The sequence below is a fragment of the Bradyrhizobium sp. SHOUNA76 genome, assembly GCF_023006445.1.
GTDB lineage: Bacteria > Pseudomonadota > Alphaproteobacteria > Rhizobiales > Xanthobacteraceae > Bradyrhizobium.
In genome coordinates this window covers 1-636 of record NZ_JALBHA010001077.1, presented here as the reverse complement: position 1 = coordinate 636, position 636 = coordinate 1, and the positions used below count along the sequence as shown (strand labels likewise).

The window sequence follows — 636 nt, the reverse complement described above, 5'->3', positions numbered from 1 at the left end:
ACGGCCTGGCCGACCGGCCGCGATGGCCGCAAGCGCACGGCCGACGCCGCGCTCCATGATGAAGCCGGGAGATTGCTGGCTGTGGCACGGACGACGTGGATTGCGGTGGAACGCGAGGTGCAGCTCGGGCGATAGGTGCGTAGGGTGGATTGGCTCGCGGCCCGCGCGTGGCGCGGTCCGCGGGCTTAATCCAGCACTCGGTCACCGCTAGCCACGAACGCGGTTCTCGTAGGGTGGGCAAAGGCGCGCAGCGCCGTGCCCACGACTTCCGTCCCGGCTCGTTGGTCAAGATGGTGGGCACGCTCCGCTTTGCCCACCCTACGAGATCAGGGCGCTACCTACGCGCTCTGCTCCATCATCCCCGCGAGCCGCACCAGCTCGGCCTCGAGATCCCGCTCCACATCCGCCGCGCGAATCTCCAGCACGCGATAGTCCCGCGCCTCCAGCCATGCCCGCCTTGACGCACGGTCGGCCGCGATCGCCTCGCCCTCGCCCGGGTTGACCAGCTCGATCGCGATCCGATGCGGGAACGAGACGAAGTCCGGGATGTGGCGCCCCACGGGGGTCTGGCGCTTGAACCCACCTGCAAAGCGGCGGTCGCGGGTCAGTGCCTGCCAGAGCAGGCGCTCGGCATCG

General features: G+C 69.8%; 1 protein-coding gene. It reads right to left on the bottom strand.

Annotated elements, in window-relative coordinates:
* Positions 1-338: 338 nt before the first annotated feature.
* The coding region (locus MOV74_RS39825) for an endonuclease domain-containing protein (RefSeq protein WP_246933069.1) at positions 339-636 on the bottom strand (298 nt) is incomplete at its 5' end.